We start from the raw sequence: 23,824 nt of genomic DNA on the forward strand, positions 1-23,824 counted from the left end.
TAACCGTTATTGTAAAGCGAGAAACCATCAGCACCACAGTAAATTTGTAACAATATAAAAGCGCGCGTTAGCGGCCCCATTTATCGTCACAAACCGATTAGTTGCAAATGATAACTATTATTAATAGTATGTTTAAAATTCTTTCCTGAAGCCATTATGCGTAAAACCCGAATACTCATTGTTGAAGATGACGCGACGTTAAGTGAACAAATCACACAGCTGTTGCAGTCTCGAGGATTTGACACTCGCCACGAAAGTGACGGTAATGCTGGATTACAAGCTGTGCTTGAGGAGAACTTTGACCTTGTGTTACTCGACATACGCCTTCCCTCTTTAAACGGCTTGTCGCTGTTAAACCAATTAAGGCAAATAAAGCAAACACCGGTTATGATGATCACCGCGTCAGGTGCCGAGCAAGAAAGGATTGAAGGCTACCGTAAGGGCGCAGATGACTACTTACCCAAGCCCTTCAATTTTACTGAAATGATGCTTCGCATCGACGCACTGTTGCGACGCAGCAAAACACTAAACGACTCAGGCACGCAAAAGTCGGAAATCATTGTTGATGTGCTTTATTTAAATCGCATTCAGCAAGTTACCAAATACCACTCAAGACTACTCGAATTCACGCCAATACAATTTAAGCTTCTTTGGATGTTAGTAGATAACAAAGGGGAAACGTTGAGCAAAGCATTTCTTTATCACAGCGTGCTTAACAAACCCTTTTCGAGGTACGACCGAAGCTTAGATATGCATTTGTCTAGAGTACGCAAAAAGCTCGTTGAGACTGGCATGCCCCCTGAACGCCTTGCCACTGTCCACGGCCAAGGATATCGCTTTTCGTGAAAAATAAACTGCTATGGCGACTGTGCGCATTTATTGCCGTTGGTACTGTTCTGTTATTTTGGGCCATCGCGTGGCTTACCAATCATACCGAGACCAGCATGAGTTTTATCGATAAAGCTCATCAAGAAACCCTTTATTCCTATGGTCAAGAAGCGGAGAAAATCTACCTGGAGGATGGAGAACAAGCGTTAGCTGCTTTTTTGCAAGAAGTGAAGACAAAGGAAGACACGTGGCTTGCCGTAGTTAACTCCCAAATGACCACATTCGCTGACACTCAAATGTTAGATGAGTTTGTTGACCGATTTCAAATAGGCCGCAGCCCCGAATGGAAAATACATTTGTACTTTTCTGAAAACCCTGTGATGGAAGTCCCCTTCGTCGATGACAATACGCACTTTTTAATTCAACTTCCACAGCGTATGCGCCCAGGTTCGTTATTGCTCGCCACACGCTTAACGCTTCAAATTGCATTACCTCTAGTGATATTAAGTCTGTTGAGTTTTATGCTGTATCGACACCTAATGACGCCACTAAAGCAATTAGAAAGTGCCACAAAAGATTTCGCAAATGGCAATTTAGAAGCCCGTGCAATGGCTGCAATGCCCAAGCGAAATGACGAACTTACTGGGCTTGCCCAAACGTTCGACAAGATGGCCCAAAGAACCAGCAGTCTCATTTATAATCAAAGAAGTTTGCTTGCTGATCTCTCTCACGAGCTTCGCACGCCTCTTGCCCGCATTGATATGGCAATAGACTTTGTAGAGCAAGACATTAATCGTGAACAAGCACTTTCACGCCTGCGTTATGAAGCGAGCACGATGAGAGAGCTTGTTGAAGATACCCTAACCTTTGCATGGCTAAATACAGAATCGCCACAATTGAACAGCGATGACTTTGACTTGGTAGAACTTATCAATGTTATTTGTGAAGATGCGCGGTTTGAATACCCTGATAGAACCTTGCATGGCGACACACCTGAATGCGCGAATATTGAAAAGAGCAGCCAGCTTGCTTTGGGTCAGGCGTTAGAAAATATTATTCGTAATGCTTTGCGTCATACCCCTGAGCAAAGCAAAGTGAGTTTAACGCTGACCAGCGATAATAATAACTATGTTATCACGGTTACAGACGAAGGCACCGGCGTCCCTGAATCAATGCTAGACGCCATATTCGAACCTTTTTTCAGGGTTGACAAGGCACGGGCAGCCAAAAACTACGTACATGCCGCAAAGCGCTCTGGCTTTGGTCTTGGGCTTGCACTGGCGAAACGTCAAATTGCCGCTGTGGGCGGCGACATTTCGGCGATAAATCGCGCTGCACTAATCAAAGGCAACGCATTACATAGAGACGCTAGTGCTACAAAGCAAACAGGGCTAGTCGTTACCATTACCCTGCCTAAGTCTTTTAATGCTGCTTTCGCAAATTGAGAAGTCTCTGCACACCAAGTAGTGTGCCAGTATAAACTAAGATACAGCAAAGCAAGCTTACCAGCCCTGCGATGGTCTGCCCTATAAAGCCAAAGTATTCTCCCGTGTGCAAAAAGCGGGAGGTACCCCAAGCCTGACTCCCTTTGGGCCAATCGGTTTTGTAAAGTGTCCTAGTGATGTCACCGGTTTCCGTGTCGAAATACAGTGAATACGCTAACTCTTGCCTGTGCCCTATACTTTTATCGATATAAAACCGTGCAACACCCTCACTTTTGCCAATTTCCATCCACATGGAATACCAATCCTGATAGCCATTTTCATTGGCGTGTTGCTGAGCTTTGGTAAATAGCGTGTCGTAACTGACAACGTCGGCGTCTAGCGTCTCAGGCATAGCTTTCTTTTCGCGAGTAGGGACTTGTTCACCGTACATTCCATACAATGCTTTGTTTGCCCACTCAAAATAAAACAGGGTAGCCGTTAGTCCAATCACAACTAAAAAAGGCAGTGACCACATACCAAAAACAAAATGCCAATGTCGGCGACGGTGCTGTTTATTAGTGTACTTTTGCCGTAACCACATTTGCTGCTTTAAGGATTTTTTCGATATGTGTTTGGGCAACCATATAATGACTCCCGATAACAGCAAAAAAATAAAAATAAGATTGCTATAAGCCGTTATGGTTTTGCCAATTAATTGGTAATCCCCTTCCATTAAAAGATATCGATGCAGGTCAGTTATGACATGAAATGCTTCTTCAACGACCCCTTCTCCTTCTCTTAATATATCTCCGGTATAGGGGTGAATAAGATAGCTGTGTTCGCCGGCCCATGCGGGAATTGCCGCTCCCTCGCTATTGACCCATCGAACAAAAATATGCGCTTCGTTAGGATGCTTTTCACGAAGTATTGATACAACCCGCTCAGTCGAGATTACCGATTTTTCGATATCAATCGTTTGTGCATAAGCCATTTCACTTAGCTCTTTGAACTGGCGCTCGTAAGTGAGTAATACACCGGTAAAAGCCATAATGAAAACGACAATGCTGGCCAATAAGCCAGCAAAGAGGTGGGCCCAAAAGACCCACCTTTTAAACGTGGAAAAGTTCATCTAAAGGCGTTGCTTAGAAATCGTAAGTCACAGACAAACGAATATCTCGTCCAGCTTCTTGCGGACCAATAACGCTTGGGAATACTTCGCTGTAGTCACCCACACTTGAATGGTCGATATACGCTTCATCAAACAAGTTCGTTACCGCCAGATTTAAGCGAAGGTCGTTTGTGACTTCCCACTCGCCATAAATATCCACTAGGGTATAGTCTGCTTTGTTAAGTGAATAAAGCGAGTCGGTCCAACCGTTTTCCAAGGCCTGATGTAGTGTATCTATGTTGATGTCGTCAACCATAGTGATGTTAAAGCCAACGCTAATGTCTGCAGTAACGGTGTAATCTGCACCAAGTACCCACGTATCACCGCGACTATTACCTAAGCCAACAAACTCGTATCCGTTAATATCGATGCTGTTATAGGGTACGCTGTACAGATCTTCACGAGGCATCAATTCAACGTCTACGCTTGAAAACCCAAAGTACACGTCAACAGAGTCCCAGCGATACGCAAGGTTAAACTCTACGCCAGATGATTCTAGGTCGCCGATATTATTAAATACCGAGTTTCCTTGATAACCGCTAAATAGCACATCATCAATAGTAGATTCATAGGCGCTAAGGCGCGCATTAAGGTTATTCGCGCTGTATTCGATTGACGCTTCAATATTGGTGACAGTTTCAGGCACCACGTCACTGGCTACAACGGGAACGTCCTCACCATCATATAAGTATTCGTCAAGCGTGAAACCATCACCAATTTGCTTACCGCGCGCCGCTTCTGCGTAACCAAGACCAAGAGTCCAAGCTTCGGTAAGCTGATATTCAAGTCCGACGTTAAAGCTAAGTTCATTGTCGTCTAGTCCAGATGGCTCATCGGTAACGGGTGTGCCGTAATAGTCATCGATCAAGATTTGTTGCTGAAAATCAAAGTCGTCATAACGAACACCGTAGCTCAACAACAACTCTGGTGTGATATTGCTATGAGCTTGCGCGTAAATACCCATTACGCTGCCTTCTTCTGCGTTCTGCACAGGACCTACGCCAGGACCACTTTCTACCTCATCTTTACGATAGTCGATACCGTAGGTGAATACGTGGTTTGAAATGTCGGTGGTGTTTCTAATATCAAAACCATAGGTATCGATATCAGACAAGAAATCGAAACGGCCGCCGCGGAACGATGATGAAGTTTGGTATGCAGTGGCCTCTAAGAAAACCAATGCGCTGTGGTCAAAGCGGTAGTTCGCTACGTAGGTATCACGCTCTGCTTCACTAGGATAAAGTGGAGCACCTTCTAGTACTACCCAGTTAGGTCTTGCCGAAAACTCACCCTCTTCATCGCGTTGCTCTGCACTTATTGAAAGGTATTGATTATCCGCAATGTAACCACTGGCTTTAAGGAACATGAGATCTTGATCTGCGGCAGTACCCAGCACTTCGTTGCCGTCGCCGTCTTCAAAGTTATCTCTGTCAACCGTGCTGTAGTAACCTAGCAAGCCCCATGAATCACTTAGCTTTCCATAAAGGCTGCCGCTATATCGGGTGCCTTCGTTTGAGAAATAACTCGCTTTTACTCGACCACCAAATTGTTCGTCGCCTCTCAATAAATCTTGTGCATCTTTGGTTTTAAAGCGGATTGAACCACCAATGGCACCTGGGCCACTGGTTGCTTCACCTGCACCAGCCTGCACATCGATTTGCTTCAAAAGATCGGGATCTAGCGTCACGCGGCCTATGTGGTGAAATAGGGTTGAGGTTTGTTGCGCGCCATCTACGGTTACATTCAGGTAAGCATCTTCTAGTCCACGGATAAAGATTTTCTGTGCTACACCTACTGAACCGCCAACGCTGACCGACGGAGACTCTCTAAAAACGTCAGCTAAATCGTTTGCCTGAAACTGCTCAATATCCTCGGCAGTAATGCTCAAGTTAGTTGCTGCGCCTACCACAGCAACTCGCTCTATAGACTTGGTTTCTTCATTCTGGTTTTCTAGGGATTGCGCAAATACTACCGGACTGGATAGCGTGCATACTGCACTGGCTAAAACTAACTTTTTCAAGGATGTCTCCATTTGATAATCAACAATTACAAATAAGAAACATTCTCATTAACTTTAGTCTAAATGGATAGCACTTTTACATTTGTTACAATTCTCTCAGTTCTTCGCTGTCAAAGACTCACGCTCATTGTTGTAACGTACTTTCTGGCCTGCACGCAGACGTTCAGCTCCTCTCACCACAACCGAGCGCTTCGGGTTCACATCGCCAAACACTTCAATTCTATCGCCCATCCCCACCCCGGTTGTCACCTTAACTTGCTCCGCTTCATTATTTTCATTGAGCTGATAGATAAAGGTGCCCGACTTTCTTAGTACCAGTGCATCGCGGGGTATGGTGACACCATCATGAGTATCGCTGCTAGGCAACGCCACGCGCACTGCACTGCCTATAGGAAAGTCACCGGGGTTGATGGCAATTCGTAGCTCCATCATGCGCGATGTACTGTTGCCTACCGGTACAATGGCACGAATAGATTCTTCTACTTGGTTCACGTTATTGTGAACGCTAACGCTCATGCCGTTAGCAATATAGGGTAATACGTTGAGCGGTGCGCGCACCTGAACTTCAACGCTATCAGGGTTTACCACGCGAAGCAGGGTTTGCCCTACCCCAGTGTATTCGCCCGGCGACTGCAGCCTTTCAACCACCAAAGCCGTAAAGGGAGCACGAATACTGCTTTGTGCTATCTGATATTCGGTGAATTCTAAATCCAATTTGGCTTGCGCTAACTCCTGCTTAGCATTCTCTAAGTCTGCTTCCACTTCCTCTAACTCGCCTCTGGACGTGTTTTGACTGGCCTGAAGGTTTTTGTACCTCGCGAGTCGTTTGGTAAACAGTTCAACCTGCGACTGCCATCTGGCAATATTTGAGGCATTTTGATTGCGGGTAATGCTTAAGCGAGTATCGTCGACTTTAACTAAAGGCTCCCCCGCTTTTACCACATCACCTACATCTGCCATCCAAGTGATGCGACCGTCTACCTCAGAAGCAAGGTTTGCATCGATAACGCTTAGTACCGTTCCAGGAACCCAGGTAAGTTGTGAAATCGCTTGCTCTCTGGCTTCATCTATTTGTACCAGCACCGGCGGTGGTTGATTGCTATCCTGTGCTTGTGCGCTCAACGATACACAGCTTGCAAATAAGGTAAACAAACTAAGGGCGAGAGTAGAAGTCGTTGCTTTCATGGTTGTCTTTTCCTTACACATGATCGTTGTATTTATTTTGTTTTGCGGTGGATGAGGTAGTCGGCGAAGCGCCAGTGCTCTCTATGCGCTCGGCCAGGGGTTTGAGTATATTTACAGATGACGTTGAAGCCGTCATACGCAGCAAGGTAGGCAGTAATAGCAAGGTGAATATGGTACTCACCGTCATTCCTCCCACAATAACAGCCGCAAGACCTCGGTAAATAACGCTGCCTGCACCTGGTAGCAACAGCAGGGGCAGCATGCCAAAGATTGAAGTCAGCGTGCTCATAAAGATAGGCCGTAAACGTAGTTTGATTGCTTGTTCTACCGCGTCATCACGGGTCAGCCCTTCTTGCTCTCCTATACGAGTCTGATGCACGAGTAAAATGGCATTGTTTACTACAAGCCCTAGCAAAATAATAAAGCCAATCATGGTTAACAGGTCCATGGGCTGGAAGGTAAAGATGTTCATGATACGAATAGCAATCACCCCGCCCACCGTGGCTAGCGGAATAGAAAGTACTACCAGCACGCTGTCTTTTAACGATTTAAACAACCCCGCCATTAACAGCAGTAGCAACACCATGGCAAAAAGAAAGTTATCAGCCATCGAGGCAATAGCGCCTTTTAAGCTATCCGCGCTACCACCATAATTAATAGCGCCATCAGTAGGCATCATGGCCATAATGGCAGGTTCAACCTCAGAGGTAATCACTTTCATGGCTTCTTCTAAACTCATACCCTCTGGCGGATTTACGTTTAGCGTGAGTGTTCTTCGACCATCAATGCGCTGAATACGACTTGGTCCTACGGCTCTTTCAATACCTACCAGTTCGCCTAATTGCACCACCTCGCCTGATGGCGTCATGACTGGCGTGCTATTTAAGTCTTCGGGTGTAAACCAGGGCGCTGAGCGGAAGATAATATTCATGCGTTTGGTGCCATCGAAGTACTCCCCCACATACATACCATCACCCATGGCACGCACTAGGTTCCCCATACTGCCGCGATTTAACCCGACTTCCATCATTCGGCTGTCATTAGGGTAAAAACGAAGCTCTGGCTCAGCTTGCTCTAGTGGAGGATTCGAACGCGCATTAGCGTTAGGGAAAACTTCTCTCAATTTGTCTAAACCTGCTTGCGCAGCGATGCCGAGCATGGCTTGGTCGGTACCTTGAAGATGAATGTCGATTGACCGACCGTTTCCAAAGCCGCCAAACAAATTGCCCTGTTGTGAAAAGGTTTGTGTATCCGGCAAATCCTTTAAAATTTCATCGCGAACAATGGCTTCTAACTCTTTGACCTTAGACTGATCTTTAGCGCGCACACCCAAATTTCCGCCATTTGGCCATGTGATAATGTAGTAGTTTTTCAGCGCGGGCTGCTTTTCTCCGTCCATATAAGGCTGCAGTCGCTCAACGATAATTGGCATCACTTCTTCACTAATAAAGTTTTCACTGGCACCTGCAGGCAAACTTAAGAAGGCGTCAACGGCATCGCGTTTTACAGGCGGCAAATAATCCATGGAAGGCATAAGCAAAACACTACCTGTAATAGGCACGCCCATGAGTGTTATGACTAATACAAGGCGGCGAAGCGGCGTACTTGATAGCGACATAATAGCGCGGGTTATCTTAGCCCATACCCGCTGTAAGCTATCAGCTGGCATGTTGCCATTAAGGTATTTAGCGGCAACGACAGGCAATACCGTTACCGCAACCACTAGCGACATACACACTGCAATGGCAATGGTAAGAGCGAGGTCAGCAAACAATTGCCCTTCAACATCTTCCAAAAACATGACGGGAATAAAAATAGCAACGGTGGTGGCTGTTGACGCCATGAGGGCACCAAACACTTCTTTCGTTCCCCGATGGGCACAATCCTCCATGTGCGTTTGTGAATTTGGGTCTTTATTTTCGATTTCGGCTTCGGCGCTCTTGCGCGTTCTTACAATGTTTTCCAGCACGACAATAGCGGCATCTAGCACCATACCTACCGCGAAGGCGAGTCCTGCCAGTGAAATGATATTGAGCGAGCGACCGGTAAGTTGAAGCACCACAAAAGTGCTAAGTAGTGAGATAGGAATGGCCAATGCCACAATGAGCGTTGCCCGCAGCTGGCGCATAAAGAGCCAAAGCACGGCAATGGCAAGCAGCACGCCTATAAATAAATTGCTGGTAACTAGCTGCACCGCTCTATAGATAAACACTGAGGCATCGAAGCTTTGCGCCATTACTAACTGTTCAGGGGCCAAGTCCTGTTCGTTTATTTGTGCAACTTTTGCTTTTACGGCTTCTAAGGTAGCTAAAACATTGGCGTTGTTTTGTCTGTCTACGCGAATAGATATAGCCGGATTGCCGTTTTGCACACTGTAGTTTGCACCGTCAGCGCGGGTGATTTTAATTTCGGCAATGTCATTTAGCGTGATAGGGCTGCCGTCTCGCCATTCAAGGATCATTTCACCCATTTGCGTAGGCTCGTAGCGACCTTCAAAACGCAGGGTATAGCGTCTTCTGCCCACATCGACAAAGCCGCCTGAAATATCATTCGCACGCCCCAACTCGTTGGCAACTGCCGTTAGGTCAATGCCTAACTGCGCCGCTTTAAACGGGTCGAAAACAATTTGAAACTCCTCAACGCCGCCAACCCCGCTTTCCATACGCGCCCTTGCAACGCCCGGGATGGATTCAAGCTGAGGTTTAATGACATCGGTAAAAAAGGTTACATAGGTATTAATTTCGTTTGGATTGCCCGGAAGGCGCTGAAGAAAAAAGTAGGTCAAAGCGGGGGCGTCTCCCCCACTTCCAGCAAGCATAATATTAGGGGACAAGGCATCGCGAGGTAGTGGCGGTACGCGATTCATGCGGCTAATCACTTCAATGAGCGTTTTCTGCATGTCCGTATCTAAACCAAACTCTAGATTAATCCACGCATTACCTTGGTTTGCCCATGCATTCATCGACTCAAGGCCAGGGATCCCTTGCAGCACTTCCTCTTGAGGTTCAATGATCTCCGACTCAATTTCTTGGGGCGACGCAGCGCGCCACGAGGTCTGGATGTTGATATTCGGTCGTTCAATGTCAGGAAACAGCTGTACAGGTAAATTAAACAGGCTATATAGCCCTAAAAATACCAGCAGTGTTATTCCTATACCTACCCCGGTCGCGTTTTTTATTGCTTGCTTAGTGATGTCCATAATATGGCACTTATGCTTTTTATTGTTTGGTTTACTATAGGTCGCAGGAATGACAGAAAAAGTTTAAAGCCATGACACTAAGAATTTCAGCGATTATTAACATTTTGTTTAAATACCGTTTAAAAAACGTTATTTATCGCAGATGAGTGGACCTCAAAAATACGCCATTTGTCGGCGCTGGACATATTTGCTTACACCCATCGTTATTTAGGCGTCGCGACGTGGAGTGAGGGTAGGGATATTTTAAACTCGCCCTTCGGGAAGGTCTGGCAAGCTTCACTCTGGGAATTTGAAAAGCAACGGCCATCCCTGCATTCCCACGCTTTGTTAGGAAACTTGCCAGCGCCTTCTGGGTGGGCAATCATCTATGCGGATTGGTATTGGTCTTTAAGTATCGAACAAAAATTTAGAGCAAAAAAAAGCCGCTCTAGGAGCGGCTTTTTTCAAATACGTCAGCGATTACGCTTCAGCAATGATGATCACTTTGATTGAAGTGATAACGTCAGAGTGAAGTTGTAAGTCGATGTCATACTCACCAGTCTCACGAAGAGTACCAGTAGGTAGTTTAACTTCTGCTTTTTGTACTTCAACGCCAGCTGCAGTGATTGCATCAGCGATGTCACGAGTACCAACAGAGCCAAATAGTTTACCTTCGTCACCAGCAGGAGCTGCGATTGTAACTTCAGCAAGCTCAGCAACTTTTTCAGCGCGTGCGTTAGCAGCAGCTAGTTGCTCAGCAATTTTCGCTTCAAGTTCAGCACGGCGTGCTTCGAACTTTTCAACGTTGTCTTTAGTTGCAGGAACCGCTTTACCCTGTGGGAAAAGGAAGTTACGAGCGTAACCAGACTTAACAGTCACTTGGTCGCCCAGGCCGCCAAGGTTGGCGATTTTATCTAGTAGGATGATATTCATCTTAGCTAACCCTTATATTCGCCAAATTACTTGTGTGAATCAGTGTACGGAAGCAACGCAAGGAAACGTGCGCGCTTGATCGCAGAGGACAGCTGACGCTGATATTTTGCGCTTGTACCAGTAATACGGCTAGGGACAATTTTACCGCTCTCAGTGATGTAGTTCTTAAGAGTAGCGATATCTTTGTAATCAATCTCAGTCACACCTTCTGCAGTGAAACGGCAGAACTTACGACGTCTGAAAAAACGAGCCATGGGTGATCTCCTTAAGCGTTGTCTTCAGTGGTTTCAGTTTTCTTTTCCGCGCGATCTTGGCGAGGAGCAGAATCGTCACGACGCTCACGACGAGGCTCTTCTTTCATCATTGGAGAAGGCTCAGTCACAGCAGTCTTAGTGCGCATAACCATGTTACGTAGGATCACGTCGTTGAAACGGAAAGCATTTTCCAATTCATCAACAGCTTCTGCAGACGCTTCAGCATTGATTAGTACGTAGTGGGCTTTGTGCAGCTTTTCAATTGGGTAAGCCAGTTGACGACGGCCCCAATCTTCTAAACGATGAATCTGACCACCGTCTTGCTTTAGGATTGTGGTATAACGCTCGATCATACCAGGTACTTGTTCACTCTGATCAGGGTGAACCATAAATACGATTTCGTAATGACGCATTATAGCTCCTTACGGTTGTAGCCTCGACAGTACAGCCGACTGTATGGAGACAAGGAACGAATTGGGATGGCTGTAAGGGCGCGCATTATACGCAGCAGTTACTAATTGCACAAGCATTAATCACCTTTAGAACAATCATCTGCCCTTTTCCCAAACACTACGCTCAGACATTTAATCAAAATACTGTTTATTTATACAGCAAAATGCTGTACAGTTTTTGTGTCTTTAATAAACAGGGGACCTACCATGGCCATTACCACACAGTATGTTGTTACGCACAAAGGGGTAGAAAAATTGGTAACTACCGACAAAAAAGAAGCCGATCAGTATGACAAAATGCTCGATGCAGCAGATAACCTTGCTGACTACATTCATGCGAAGGGCATCAAGCTAGACGATAGCGTAGTGGAAGAGCTCACCATCATGCTGTCTAAAAACAAAGATAAAATCAGTAAGATTTTCAAAGGCGCTACCGCAGAAAGCGTATTAGAAGATGAAAGCGCAGAAGTAGTAAAGCTACAAGCTAACGGCTGATAATTTAGGCGCGCCTCTCTTTTGCGTCGTTATGATGAGCAATTAATAAGAGCAATTGCCGCTTTAGGCTGATGAGATCTGATAGCATAGCTATACGCAAAAATGTTATTTGATAACATTACCTCAACGCGGCAATGTGTTTTCTCTGGTTTTTAACTGGGTGAACAGACGTGTCGCTTTTGCTAATGTGAACATAAGACGTAAATACAGGTCGGGCTTAGCGTGAATACCATCAATAAAAACAATAGCACTCACTCCCAGCGCAACGCAGTGTCTGAAGAGCACAACGCAGTGAATAAAGAGCGTAACACAGCGATTGAAGTTAGCAATTTACAGTTTTCGTACACCAAAGAAAGCCCCCCCATCATTGACATTAAAGCGTGGCAAGTTTCGCAAGGTGAGCACGTTTTTCTCTCAGGGCCTTCGGGTAGCGGAAAGAGCACATTGCTCAATTTGCTGTGCGGAACATTAACTCCAACTCAGGGCGACATTGCCTTATTAGCGCAGCCTTTCTCCGCATTATCGAACCGACAGCGGGACAAGTTTAGAGCACGCAATATCGGCGTTGTTTTTCAACAATTTAATCTTATTCCCTACCTTTCTGTGGCACAGAACATTAATGCGGCGGTGTATTTTGCAAGTACAAACGTCAGCAAGACAGCATCAGACGCAAAGCTTCGTCATTTACTGGACAAGCTACAGCTGCCTTCTCACGTGCTGCATGCGAAAGCTGACGCATTGAGTATTGGTCAGCAGCAGCGCGTTGCCATTGCCAGAGCACTGATTAACGACCCACAATTATTAATTGTCGATGAACCTACCTCTGCCCTAGATACCGATGCCAGAGATAGTTTTATGTCGCTGCTAAAAGACGTTGCAGGTGAAAGCACCATGATTTTTGTTAGTCACGATAAAGCCATGGAGAGTTATTTCGACCGCCACTGCAGCATGAGTGAATTAAGCCCAAGTACAAACCACATAAAAACGCGAGGCGATGAGGCCCCAAAAGCACAGGAGCGTGCGTAATGCTAAGTACCATTGCTATTGAAAGCTTAAAGCGCAGGAAAACAACGGCAATCCTCACACTTTTAAGCATTACCATCAGCATTAGTTTACTTTTGTGCGTGGACATTATTCGCACCCAAGTTAAAACCAGTTTTACGCGCACCGTTTCTGGTGTTGATCTTATTGTTGGCGCACCAAGTGGACAGCTTAATTTACTCCTGTCGTCAGTGTTTAATATAGGCACTCCCACCAAAGGTATTGAATATAAAAGTATTGCGGCGCTTCAATCTAACAAGCAGGTATCGTGGCTTATCCCACTATCTTTGGGTGATACCCACAGAGGTTTTAGAGTAGTAGGTACGACCAACAGCTTTTTCGACCACTTTAAATACGGTGATATGCAATCACTTGAAATGGCAGCAGGCTCGGCATTTACGCAGCCACTGTCTACCGTTGTTGGCGCAGATATCGCCAAATCATTGGGGTACAAGGTAGGGGATAAGATTATTATTTCCCATGGTCTGGGTAGCGTATCGTTCAACAACCATGATGATCACCCTTTCACTATCTCAGGCATAGTTAAGAAAACCGGTACGCCCGTAGATAAAGCCGTATACGTTACCCTACAGGGACTTGAAGAAGCCCACACAGGACCTAAACATTCCCCCACCTCAATGTTAGGCCGTAAATCTGCTGACAAGGCGAACGAGCATGAGCATGAGCATACAAAAGAACATGCAGTTTACAATAGCGAAGCGTTTACGCCTGAGTCAGTATCCGTGGTGATGCTGGGGCTTAAACATCGGGTAACTGCACTGCAGCTTCAGTATCAAATTAATCAAAGTAAAAAAGAGCCGCTAATGGCTATTCTACCGGGCATGGCACTCGCAGAACTTTGGCAAATTATGGGAAATGTTGAATCGCTATTGCTTGGCCTTTCCGGTCTTATCGTCATCTGCGCGCTAATTGGGCTTGCGACTATGCTGCTGGCAACGATGAGAGAGCGTTATCAAGAAATCGCCGTTTTACGAACTATAGGCGCAGGACCGTTTACCTTACTGCTACTCATACAGATTGAAGCGATGCTGCTTACGATTGTGAGTGCCGCACTGAGTTTAGGCTTGGTAGCTGGGCTTATGAGCGCACTAAAACCTTGGTTAAGCAGTACCTATGGGTTGTTTTTAAGCAGCCCACTGTTTGGACAAAGCAGTGTTATTATCATTTTACTGATACTGGGGTGCACATACTTGGTTTCGCTATTCCCCGCTGTGGCGGCCTACAGACGCGGCCTACACGCGGGACTAAACGCGAACTCATAAATACCCATGCCTACAGCGTTGTTTCCGGTTTTATAGGCTTTTATTTAGCCCCACATCTGTGCGCCAATAGGCAATAGGTCTTTTAATGGAGCGAGCTTAAGAGAGCTGGAGAGAGTATTACTCTCCCACTCGCTTATCTGTACTGAAACGCAATATTAGTTCGTGAACCTGATTAACCGTTGCGCGTAAATCGTGACTCGCTGCAAGCGATGCTTCAGATGAACGCTGGGTTTCAGACGCGCCGTCAGCAACCTCTACTAACTGCTGGTTAATATGCTCTGCCACCGTGCTTTGTTCTTCCACAGCGGAGGACATCTCTACCGTGGCATCGGCAATACCTTTTACGGCGTTATTAATTTCAAACAATGCACCTCGGGTTTCTTCTACTATAGCGCTGCCGTGCTCTGCTGAAGCTAGCCCTTCCGTCGATACCCTTACAGCGCGGTCAGAACGCTCAGCCAATTCATTAATGATATTGTGGATTTTATCGGTCGATTCGCGAGTTTTCGAAGCTAAAGTACGAACCTCATCGGCAACAACCGCAAAACCTCTTCCTTGTTCGCCAGCCCTTGCAGCTTCGATCGCAGCATTAAGCGCTAACAGGTTAGTTTGCTCAGCGATGGTCGAGATGATATTGGCCGCTTCGCCAATATCGCTGGTTGACTGAGCCAACTCTGTCACTGTGGTAGAGATAGACTCAACCGCCTCGCGTAAGGCGACAATCGCCTGCATGGCTTGTTCTGCTTTTTGGTTGCCTGTCTCTACATTAGATGCCGCTGTCCTTGCGCTCTTTGCGTTACTTTCTACTCGTTCGGCAACTTCTTGAATCGCTTGACTCATTTGCGTTACCGCAGACGCAATTTGCTGTGTAGCTTGATTTTGCTGAACAACCGCGGCACTGGTGCTTTCTGCTTGTTGATGCGTGGTGTTAGCAATTGATTCGAGCCCCGCTGATGCATCTTTAATTCGGGTTAATGCCGTGCGATTTCTGGCAAGTTCACACCCCAGTGCAAGTTTGGCTTGGCTTATGTGAGGGGGGTCTGGGAAGTAGGTTTGTGCCACCGTTTCATTAGCGTAGCTTTCTGGGCTAAGAGAAAGCAGCGCGCCCCAGTCTTTTCTTGTCTTGGCTTCTTGAGCAATCATTAAAACTATAGCTCCAAGCAGCGCAATACCTGCCGCTGCCCAACCATGGGTAAACGCGAGTACTAAAACAAGTAGGGCGCTTAACAGTATTGTTGGCGCCATGTGCATGAGGCCTTGCCCCAGTCGCGACATCGGCGATACCGCAGATTTTCCTTCCTGCATTCTGGCGTAAACGCTAGATGCGCGTGCTATTTCGTCATTTAACGCCGGCACTCGAACAGATTCGTAGCCTACTACTGACTTACCTTCATAAACGGGAGTCACAAACGCCGAAACCCAATAGTGATCGCCATTTTTTCTTCTGTTTTTGACTAACCCAATCCAGCTTTGCCCTGATTCCAAAGTACGCCACATTTCTTTGAAGACAGGAGCAGGCATATCTGGATGACGGATAATGTTGTGATTTTTGCCAATGAGCTCTTCGCGACTGAAGCCACTTGCTTCTACAAATGCGCTGTTACAATGCTGGATTACACCGCGCTTATCGGTAGATGAAATAAGACGATGATGTGCGGGAAACTTGTACTCTTTTTGGGTAACTGGCTGATTATTTCTCATTGGGTGCTTTCTCCATGTAGCAAAGCAATCATCCGTTAATCGTATAAGATGTTGCTTATCTCCTAAGACTAGAACATAAAATAATTCTGTCTAGCAGGAAGCAAAGATTAACGAAATTCTATAATCTATCAGCTATTTAGGGAAGCACTTTATACTTTAGGCTAGAGGCAATAAAACCGCAACGCTTGTTCCTTTACCCTCTTCACTGGTGATATTAATTTTTCCGTTGTGTTCCTCGACAATAGTCATGGAAATAGACATGCCTAACCCTGTTCCTTCACCAGGAGGCTTAGTTGTAAAGAAGGGCGTGAATATTCTATCCAGTGTTTCTTTCGACATACCGATACCTTCGTCTTCTACGATAAGCATGGCGTTCTTTTCATCTTTTTGTACTTTTAGGGTGATAGACTTTCCTTCTGGGGTAGCATAGATAGCGTTGGTTACGAAATTAACCAATACCTGCTGAATTTGTCCTGCGTTACCAAGGAAATAAACGTCTTTATCCGGTACTTCTAAATAAACTTTGTTTTTGTACCTGTGCAGGTTGTTCGTTAGCTTGATAACCGTATTCATAGCTTCTACAGCGCTTATTTGCGTGTGCTTTCCTGAGCCTGGATACGAAAAACTTCGCAGCGCTTTTACAATTTCAATAATACGTTCAATGCCCTCGTGAGATTCATTGAACATCTCTGTAATTTCGCTCGCACTTTCTTGTAGTGAAAAGCGTTTTTCCAGCGCCTCGAACTGCGACTCTACCTCTCCACCAGCAGTGCGACAAAGCTTGCCTATTTCTTCTAACGCGTGTTGATAATCGCTAAAAATTTCTTTTGCAACCACCGTATTGCTTCGAACATAACCGATAGGGTTATTGATTTCGTGTGCTATACCCGCAGCAAGTTGCCCCAACATCGCCATCTTGTCTGCACTAACCAGCCTTTCTTCTAGAAAGTCTCTGTCTTTTTTAACCGAACTCAATTCTATTTGCCGACTGGTGAGCTCAGTTTTTTTGTTCTGGTAACGAGACGTAATGTTTAGATAATGTTTGGTGGTATCAAGAACGTGTAGCGTTTCTTCTTCTAAGTGATCGTCTTTGGTAAGCAACACGAGCCAAGCGAATTCGCCGTCTGCCATTTCATGCATAAAGTGAAGTAGCCTTGCTTCTTCTTTTGTATCTGGTCGCTGCACTGCATTAACGCACCAGTGGGAATAGCTCTCGCGCAGTGTCAGAGGGGTTTCGTCTTTGAGAAGTTTGGCGAGCTCGGGAGAGCTATACCATCCATTTTCGTGAGATAGCACCTGGCTATCATCCCCCACAGTTAGCGCTTCACCTTCTACAATAAATGCTTTTCCACAATGGGCACCGCTAAATTCAACCGCCGATTCCAGCGCAGAAAATATAAAACTCTTACCCGGCTGAGCATTTGAAAGCTGTGATGCGGCTCGGTTAAGGTACAACAACTCCCTTTCCCGCTGTTTTGAATCTTTTAAGGCTTTTCTTAGCGCTTGATTCGCTAAGTAAGCATCTTGTGAGTAGGTTTCAAGAAAAGACTCTGCGTTTTTACGCGCTATTTTTTGACGTTTAAGCTGTCGTTCTAAAGAGTTAACGCGGGCTTCCAGCGCTAGAATGCGCTCTTGTTCGGTGGAATACGATGTTTCACTCACCAAAAAGCCCTCCGTTTAGGGCGCCGCTATGAATTCGGGCGCCACGCTTTTCAATAGGGCCAGTTGAACCGCAAGGCTCTACGGGCGCTAATTAACTAGCCTATCAAGTAGTGTTAGTACTCTCTCACTGGCTTGTTCCATTTCCATAAGCTTAGCATCTGCCTCAGCATTGTTGCCATTTTGTTTAGCTAGAACGGCAGCGATACCGCTACTATGCACTTTTGCATGCGGCGCTTCAATCTCTCTGAATGCCGTTGTCTGGCCAATCGCTTTGTTAGCATTGTCACTATACCACTGCCCAAGGCGGCAGTTCTTATGATCGCCAAAGTCCGCCACAGATTTATTGCTGTAGCCGCACAGCACTGCATAAACCTCGGCCTTCCACACTACATGATCCAATTTTACTGTTTGAATGAACGTAGCAATTGCGCCTTCGCTAATGGTGGACTTCATACTGTCACAGTGTTGCACCATAACTTCGTAGCTGCCATTTAGCTGATTAATGCCGGTCTCTAGCTGCTCGTTGTTTCCGCGCAGCTCATTGACACCTGAAACCGCTTTGGAAGTAGACTGAATTATACCGTTCACCAGCTCAGATACTTCTGTTGCTGATTTGTTGGTTTCTGTCGCCAATGCACGTACTTCATCAGCAACAACACTAAACCCGCGGCCTGCATCGCCTGCTCGCGCAGCTTCGATAGCAGCGTTTAGCGCAAGTAAGTTAGTTTGGTCAGAAATACTCGTAATAGTAGTAACAAATTTATTAATGTTATCTGCTGTTGTTGATAGCCCCGATATACGTTCGCTCATGCTGCCCATTTGGACATTAAGCCCGCTCATGTCGGTAACAATTTTGCTTAATGTAGTCGCAGAATCACTAAACAACTCATTAATATTAGCAACAGACTGGTTCTCAGCATCGATACGTTGATAAGTAGCCAACACCGTTTCACGAATACCTTCTAATTGACGCATTGCATCAACAATGCACTTCATTACAACGGAATCGTTCGACGATGCATGCTGACCGTTTGCAGCCTCAATGGCATTAATGAGTTCACTATTTTCTGCCTCTAAAACGTCAATTTTGTCTAAGGCTTCTTGCACTCTTGCTTCTAGTTTACGTACTTGCGCTTCTTTTTCTTCGTATTTACTGCGAGATACAAACATGTGTGGTTACCGATATGTTTTTTATAGAGTTATTTTGTTCAGATTAACAGATATCCAGACCATTTAACTATTAGTCTGAAGTAGCGTTATGCTATGAGTATCGGCGGAATCTTGAAAAACTGATGAAATAAAACGCTCGGTTGAGACGAGCTTTATTTTTGTGGCAGTAGATGCGGCTCTAGGGGCGGGCGACGGGCGCCTTTTTTAGGACCATACCACAACGTCAGATAGTCTAGGATAGCGGGCTCCGCATCACCTAATGGCCATAGCTTTTGCGTGTCTTGCATCCATCGAATAGTTTCGAGCCATCTCTCTCTGCTCATTGCGTTCTGTGTAATTAGTGAAGGCGAATGGCATGCGCTACAGTGTGCAACCACTAGATTATAGCCGGCCGCTACAGTAAGACCTGACTGGGGGTCAACAGACACAGTCGTGGCGTCAGCGGAATGCATACTTGAGCCGCTATTTTTATCGCTACTTTCATCGATGGCCGCAACCAGTGGTGTGCTAACTAACCCTGCCATAATAGAAACAAAAACGAATAGACGGCGCATGCGAGCGCTCCATATCTCAAACACGTTACTCGGTACCATGTGTTTTACACAACCCGCACAGCAATGCGATGGCAGGCATTGTTTAAGTAGCCTTTTGGATTCCAGCCCGGCAATACCATAGGTTGTGCTTTTCCATTTTCATCTACGGCTTTGGCCCATATTTCGAAATAACCTTGTTGAGGAAAGGCTATTTTTGTAGTGAATTGCTGCCATGCATGTCTATTTACGGGTAGCGTGAGCTCTGCTATTTGCCACGTTTGTCCGAAATCAATAGATGTGTACACTTCAGCCACTTTACCCTCACCACTCCATGCATGACCGCGCACGCTTAGTTTCTTGGCCAAAGGATGATCAGTGCCCGATTGTGGAAAAGTAATGAGTGACTTAATAGGCATAGCTTCAATGATACACATATCTTCATCGGCTACTTTCGCCCCCGGAGCAACGGGTTTACAAGGGAGTCGGTACGCTTTGCCCAGCATTTTTGCACCGTCATGCACGCGGTCTCTGACCACTATCTTCTTAAGCCACTTACCAGACGTAGACGCTGGCCAACCACCAAAAACCAGTCGGAGCGGATAGCCATTCATTAAAGGCAGAGGTTCATCATTCATTGCCCATGCAATCAACGACTCATCTTCCATCGCTTTGTTTATCGGCACCCCGCGAGAAATAGCCGCTTTGCCCGGTGTACGGCTTAAATGCTGGTCATCACCATAATAGCCAATGTAAACAGCGCTATCTTTTACGCCCACTGACGTGAGTACATCTTTAAGCCTTACACCTGTCCATTTAGGGCATCCCACAGCTCCGGTAGTCCATTGGTTCCCCGTCGCTGCTGGCGAGAACTCGGCACGTCCATTACCGCCGCATTCCAGCGTTAGTTGGTATGAGTAATGTTTGAATTGGGTTTTAAGCTCTTCCAACGTGAAGGTTTTTGACTGCTCGGCCGACTCCCCTTCAATAGTAAGCGTCCACGTACTCGCGTCTGGCTTTTGCGGGGGAATACCATTATTCCTTACGAAAAGTCGAGAGGCAGGCGTAACCGCATCATCAAGTAAGTGCGCTGGCGTTTCAGCGTTAATTGGCCGGTCGTTAAGTATTGTTAGCCCGTCTTTTCCCTCGATAGAAAAAGGCGTGTTCGACTGAGCAAATGCAGCGGGAATAAGTCCTGCTGGCATGAACTGACCGTAAACGACTTCAGCACCAAGTAGCAAAGACAGAGACTTCAGACCTTTGATAAAACCACGCCGAGTCAGCGCGTTGCTAGTTCGCTGGAAAACCTGTTCGTCGGCCTTTACAGGGTCCTTAGCGTACAGTTCGTGAAGGCCATGTTTTTTCACTGCTACCACCTCGTCATTGAGTGCTTTGTGTATTAAGAGTGCATTAAGAATAATTGTGATAAATCGCGCAAAAAAATCCCACTATATTGCGAACAAATAGCCCAATATAAGCAGTGCAATCCACAGCGTTTCTGCCACAATCATCACAATTGGCAGCATACCGACTTCGGCTAACTTACCAAGGTTAGACTTCATACCGATTGCCGTAATTGAAACGACTAAGAAGAAGCGTGATATCTGGGTCCCCGTTTCAATAACTACTTCGGGTAGGGTTACAAAGCTGTTGAGTAACATAAGTACAATAAAGCCAACTAGAAACATCGGCATTTTAGGCACTTGCGCCCCGTCAGCCTGACTTTTGGCTTTGTAAAAGTGTTTAATGGCAATCATCATAATGAGTACCACTGGCATTAGCATGGCTACTCGTACCAGCTTGGTCAGTGTCGCCATGTCGCCTGCACTGTCAGACACCGAGTAACCTGCCCCCACAACTTGCGCCACATCGTGAATAGTGCCGCCTAAGAAAATGCCAGCTTCCGTATCATTCATGCCCAACTGCGCCGCCACAATTGGGTAGAGCACCATGGCGATGGTCGACATAGCGGTTACGCCAATAACCGTCAGCAACGTGTCTCTTTCGTGGTTTTCTCCCTTGGGAAGAATGGTGGAAATGGCGAGAGCCGCAGACGCACCACAAATGGCTACTGAGCCTCCCGTTAATGCACCAAAACGCTTTTGTAACCCGAGTAATTTGGCGAGACCCACTCCGACAATAATTGTTGTGAGTATGGCAGCGGCCAGCATAAGAGCGGTCTGCCACCCAAGTACCGCTAAGTCACCTAGCGCAATGCGTAGACCAAGCAGAACAACTCCAGCGCGAAGAAGAGTACTTGCCGTGAAATCGATACCACACGCACAGGGCGTATCGTTCTGATACAAAAACGATACGGCCATACCCAAAAGTAATGCGAACAACATAGCAGGGGCATTGTAATGCTCACTCAAAAAGAGCGCCGCCATACCGGTAATGGTTGCAATTCCCAGCCCGGGCCAAATATTTTTACATTTTACTGCTATATCGTTCATTTTCTTTTATCGCTCTGAGGCCACAAGCGCAACAAGCACTACGCGCTTTCGCTCGCCAGAATAAGGGCGGCGGCCATGCATTGCACGGTAATTGTCAACAATAGCCACGTCACCATCTTGCCACTCTAAGTCAAAGGTGTAAGTTTCAGACAGTTCTGCAACGCGCTCTAAACCGGCTTTAGGAATTGCACTTCCATCGCCAAAAGTAATTGCCGACGACGGGTTTTCCCTTACGCCTTTCCATCCCATATACGCAGCTATTAGCTGGTTATAGAACACTTCTGAGCCATCACTAAGTTCGATAACCGCAGGTAAGACAGGCGTAATGGCTCTTAGACTACCATCCTCCAACCATTGCCAGGTGTATCCTAACTCTTTTAATTTAGCTTCTGCCTCTTCTAATGACTCAACGCTTAGCGTGCTTTTCCAGCTTCTTCCTTGGCCAGAGTTGGCATCATTGGCTGCTGGCATAGTAGTCGTATATTTAAGGCCTTTCTCTTTAAAGTCTTTAGCAAGCGCAGGATTTTCTTCCTTCAATGCTTCAAACAATTTGTCGGAGCGACACAAAGGCGTTGCTCCCCCCTCATCCGCTGCAGTCTTACAAAAGAAAAACAGCTTGCTAGGTGAAATAGGCGTCTGCGCCATTTCATGATGTAGAAAAATTTCTACGTCTTTCGGCGCTTCATTTGCTGTGAATACGCGCTCAGTAAAGTTAATACGCACGGCATTAGACAACGACTCCTGATAGGTAAAGTTAGGATAGCCGAAGCCTGCTGAGAAAACGTCAAAGGTCTCTGCGGAATCAATTGGAAACCCTCGGAAAAGTAGTGCTCCCGACTTTGCAAGTTTTGCTTCAAGCTCTGATTGATTTGCTTTTACAAATGCAACGGTCTCTTCTACCGTTGTACAACCCTCGTTGTTCACGACTATTTCAGGGAACACACCGCCGTTATAATTGTGCTGAGTAGGTACACTTGCGTAGGCTACCGCAGAGCTGTCATTGACGTTTTTCATAGCTAACTCCTAGTCGTAAATAGGGTGGAAACGGTTAAAGGCAGCTTCGCAGAAGTGCCCTGGATCGTTAAATCTGCGATTTACGTTCAATGCAGATATTGCCTGCATTTCACTGTCGCTGAGTGAGAAGTCAAAAAGTGCGAGGTTTTCTTTCATACGCTCAACTTTTGACGTTTTTGGAATGATGGCGTTACCGCGCTGAATTCCCCAACGCAAGACAACCTGCGCGGGCGTTTTACCATGGGCTTCTGCCGCGGCTTTTACTACGCTTTGCTCAAGCACTGATTCCGTCTGATCAGCCATTTCAAGCTCTAGATAAGATAAGGCACCTAGCGGAGAGAAGGCCGTCACCTCCAGTCCATAGTCTTTTGCCAAACGAATTAGTCGCTCTTGCGTAAGGTACGGGTGAGATTCAATTTGCAGCATGGCTGGCTTAATACGCGCATAGCTCATCAGGTCGTTAAGCAAACCGGTGTTGTAATTACACACACCAATTTGTTTTGCTTTTCCGCTATCGGCAAGCGACTCCATTGCCTCCCATGTCTTATGCAAAGGTACAGGCGCGAGTTCCATTTTAGGCTCGGCAACATCAGGTTCGTAAAACCATTCTGGTGGATAACGGGTCTCGATAGGCACAAATTTCTGCGCTATCGGGAAATGGATCAGGTATAAGTCTACATAATCTAACTGTAAGTCTGACAAGGTTTTCTCTAAAGCAAGACCCACGTGCTCAGGGGCGTGAAAGGTATTCCATAGTTTAGAAGTAACCCAAAGCTCTTCTCTGGTGCACAAGCCTTCATCAATCGCTCGCTTAATGCCTTCACCCACTTCCTTTTCATTGCCGTAATCAGCGGCACAATCTAAGTGTCGATAGCCAGCCTTAATCGCTTGGTACGTGGTTTCCGCACATATGGCAGTATCGACCTTCCAAAAACCAAAACCTACCTCTGGTATCTTATTCATTGTTTCATTCACCTTAGAATTCGTTGCTTTAAGCTAGTACGGACTTTCTCTTAAACGTACTGCAAAGATA

The 23,824-nt window shown here is 46.1% G+C and carries 20 protein-coding genes; 5 read left to right on the forward strand and 15 right to left on the reverse strand.

Annotated elements, in window-relative coordinates; genetic code table 11:
* Positions 1-156: 156 nt before the first annotated feature.
* Both ACFI6L_RS11280 and ACFI6L_RS11285 read left to right on the forward strand, forming a co-directional pair.
* On the forward strand, positions 157-846 hold the full coding sequence (locus tag ACFI6L_RS11280; RefSeq protein WP_014977663.1) for a response regulator transcription factor: 690 nt from the start codon (positions 157-159) through the stop codon (positions 844-846).
* Positions 843-2,273 (forward strand): HAMP domain-containing sensor histidine kinase, encoded by a 1,431-nt coding sequence (locus tag ACFI6L_RS11285; RefSeq protein ID WP_462574021.1) that lies wholly within the window; start codon positions 843-845, stop codon positions 2,271-2,273. Before ACFI6L_RS11280 ends, ACFI6L_RS11285 begins: the two co-directional genes overlap by 4 nt.
* Here the strand turns inward: ACFI6L_RS11285 and ACFI6L_RS11290 are convergent.
* The 7 genes from ACFI6L_RS11290 to rpsF form a co-directional block, all read right to left on the reverse strand.
* Positions 2,251-3,381 carry a PepSY-associated TM helix domain-containing protein gene (locus tag ACFI6L_RS11290; protein WP_239244240.1) on the reverse strand — a complete coding sequence of 377 codons (1,131 nt, stop codon included), beginning with the start codon at positions 3,379-3,381 and terminating at the stop codon, positions 2,251-2,253. The two genes, ACFI6L_RS11285 and ACFI6L_RS11290, sit on opposite strands and share 23 nt — an antisense overlap.
* Positions 3,382-3,394: 13 nt before the next feature.
* Entirely contained in the window at positions 3,395-5,440 is a 2,046-nt protein-coding gene (locus ACFI6L_RS11295) for a TonB-dependent receptor (RefSeq protein WP_061096100.1), read from the reverse strand.
* Between the two features lie 96 nt (positions 5,441-5,536).
* Positions 5,537-6,625: an efflux RND transporter periplasmic adaptor subunit gene (locus tag ACFI6L_RS11300; RefSeq protein WP_014951118.1), complete on the reverse strand. Its 1,089-nt coding sequence runs from the start codon at positions 6,623-6,625 to the stop codon at positions 5,537-5,539.
* Positions 6,626-6,638: 13 nt separating this feature from the next.
* Complete coding sequence (locus tag ACFI6L_RS11305; protein ID WP_462574022.1) at positions 6,639-9,824, reverse strand: efflux RND transporter permease subunit; 3,186 nt, start codon at positions 9,822-9,824, stop codon at positions 6,639-6,641.
* A 459-nt stretch (positions 9,825-10,283) separates the two neighbouring features.
* Complete coding sequence (gene rplI / locus ACFI6L_RS11310; RefSeq protein WP_012519953.1) at positions 10,284-10,736, reverse strand: 50S ribosomal protein L9; 453 nt, start codon at positions 10,734-10,736, stop codon at positions 10,284-10,286.
* 26 nt (positions 10,737-10,762) lie between these two features.
* A complete protein-coding gene (gene rpsR / locus ACFI6L_RS11315; RefSeq protein ID WP_012519954.1) occupies positions 10,763-10,990 on the reverse strand; it encodes a 30S ribosomal protein S18 in 228 nt (75 codons plus the stop codon).
* Positions 10,991-11,001: 11 nt separating this feature from the next.
* Entirely contained in the window at positions 11,002-11,403 is a 402-nt protein-coding gene (gene rpsF / locus ACFI6L_RS11320; RefSeq protein ID WP_014951120.1) for a 30S ribosomal protein S6, read from the reverse strand.
* A 246-nt stretch (positions 11,404-11,649) separates the two neighbouring features.
* On the opposite strand from rpsF, the gene ACFI6L_RS11325 reads away from it, so the two are divergent.
* The 3 genes from ACFI6L_RS11325 to ACFI6L_RS11335 all read left to right on the forward strand — a co-directional run bounded on the left by ACFI6L_RS11325 (position 11,650) and on the right by ACFI6L_RS11335 (position 14,261).
* Positions 11,650-11,937, forward strand: coding sequence for a YebG family protein (locus tag ACFI6L_RS11325; RefSeq protein ID WP_014951121.1), 288 nt, complete (start codon positions 11,650-11,652; stop codon positions 11,935-11,937).
* Positions 11,938-12,159: 222 nt separating this feature from the next.
* On the forward strand, positions 12,160-12,963 hold the full coding sequence (locus ACFI6L_RS11330; RefSeq protein WP_075177275.1) for an ABC transporter ATP-binding protein: 804 nt from the start codon (positions 12,160-12,162) through the stop codon (positions 12,961-12,963).
* The gene (locus ACFI6L_RS11335; protein ID WP_462574023.1) at positions 12,963-14,261 is read left to right on the forward strand and encodes an ABC transporter permease; all 1,299 of its coding nucleotides are present in this window, start codon (positions 12,963-12,965) and stop codon (positions 14,259-14,261) included. Before ACFI6L_RS11330 ends, ACFI6L_RS11335 begins: the two co-directional genes overlap by 1 nt.
* A 117-nt stretch (positions 14,262-14,378) precedes the next feature.
* Here ACFI6L_RS11335 and ACFI6L_RS11340 read toward each other — a convergent pair whose 3' ends face one another.
* The 8 genes from ACFI6L_RS11340 to ACFI6L_RS11375 all read right to left on the reverse strand — a co-directional run bounded on the left by ACFI6L_RS11340 (position 14,379) and on the right by ACFI6L_RS11375 (position 23,754).
* The gene (locus tag ACFI6L_RS11340) at positions 14,379-15,962 is read right to left on the reverse strand and encodes a methyl-accepting chemotaxis protein (protein ID WP_061486742.1); all 1,584 of its coding nucleotides are present in this window, start codon (positions 15,960-15,962) and stop codon (positions 14,379-14,381) included.
* 156 nt (positions 15,963-16,118) lie between these two features.
* The gene (locus ACFI6L_RS11345) at positions 16,119-17,624 is read right to left on the reverse strand and encodes a sensor histidine kinase (protein ID WP_462574024.1); all 1,506 of its coding nucleotides are present in this window, start codon (positions 17,622-17,624) and stop codon (positions 16,119-16,121) included.
* Between the two features lie 87 nt (positions 17,625-17,711).
* Complete coding sequence (locus ACFI6L_RS11350; RefSeq protein ID WP_014951126.1) at positions 17,712-18,794, reverse strand: methyl-accepting chemotaxis protein; 1,083 nt, start codon at positions 18,792-18,794, stop codon at positions 17,712-17,714.
* A 152-nt stretch (positions 18,795-18,946) separates the two neighbouring features.
* The gene (locus ACFI6L_RS11355) at positions 18,947-19,348 is read right to left on the reverse strand and encodes a hypothetical protein (RefSeq protein WP_462574025.1); all 402 of its coding nucleotides are present in this window, start codon (positions 19,346-19,348) and stop codon (positions 18,947-18,949) included.
* Positions 19,349-19,392: 44 nt separating this feature from the next.
* Positions 19,393-20,751 (reverse strand): sulfite oxidase, encoded by a 1,359-nt coding sequence (locus ACFI6L_RS11360; protein ID WP_462574056.1) that lies wholly within the window; start codon positions 20,749-20,751, stop codon positions 19,393-19,395.
* Between the two features lie 21 nt (positions 20,752-20,772).
* Positions 20,773-21,777, reverse strand: coding sequence for a YeiH family protein (locus tag ACFI6L_RS11365; RefSeq protein WP_014951129.1), 1,005 nt, complete (start codon positions 21,775-21,777; stop codon positions 20,773-20,775).
* Positions 21,778-21,783: 6 nt separating this feature from the next.
* Positions 21,784-22,791, reverse strand: coding sequence for a TauD/TfdA family dioxygenase (locus ACFI6L_RS11370; protein WP_014951130.1), 1,008 nt, complete (start codon positions 22,789-22,791; stop codon positions 21,784-21,786).
* A 9-nt stretch (positions 22,792-22,800) separates the two neighbouring features.
* A complete protein-coding gene (locus ACFI6L_RS11375) occupies positions 22,801-23,754 on the reverse strand; it encodes an aldo/keto reductase (protein ID WP_014951131.1) in 954 nt (317 codons plus the stop codon).
* Between the last annotated feature and the right edge of the window lie 70 nt (positions 23,755-23,824).

It is taken from the genome of Alteromonas sp. G4i35 (genome assembly GCF_054960375.1).